This is a genomic window from Haloferax sp. Atlit-6N (assembly GCF_003383195.1).
Taxonomy (GTDB): Archaea; Halobacteriota; Halobacteria; order Halobacteriales; family Haloferacaceae; genus Haloferax; species Haloferax gibbonsii.
In genome coordinates, this window is sequence record NZ_QEQJ01000353.1 from 1 (window position 1) to 450 (window position 450).

Genomic DNA, 450 nt, shown 5'->3' on the forward strand with positions numbered 1-450 from the left:
CCGTACACACCTACGACGGGATCAAAGAGGACGTCTACGTCGCCGACTTCGAACCAGAGCCGGATTTCACTGACAGATTCCCGTTCGAGACGTTCGTCGTGATCAGGCCCGAGGCTCTCACGGCCGCGTACGTCGACGTCGAAGCGTCGATCGTTCCCGACCTGCTAGAGGGGTTCGTAGACCGTGACATCCCGGTCGTCTATCTCCCTCGCGGCCGCGGCGACGAGGAATTCGCGGACCCCTACGACCGAAGCGAGGTGTTCGTCCCCGAGAATCCGCTCAACGGCCTCGATCTGGCCTGGAACGCTCGGTGTATGCTGACCGGCTCCGGCACGATGGCCCGCGAGGCCGCCAGTCTCGGCACGCCGGCGGTCTCGTTCTTCCCGAACGAACTGCTCTCTGTCGACCGCCACCTCGTCGAAGAGGGCCGGATCTTCCACTCGCGGCACC

Annotated in this window: 1 protein-coding gene; it reads left to right on the forward strand. The window is 64.4% G+C overall.

Annotated features, from left to right (window positions below; translation table 11 throughout):
* Positions 1–450 (forward strand): DUF354 domain-containing protein (locus DEQ92_RS22710; protein ID WP_115821815.1); only part of this gene is annotated, 450 nt, incomplete at both ends.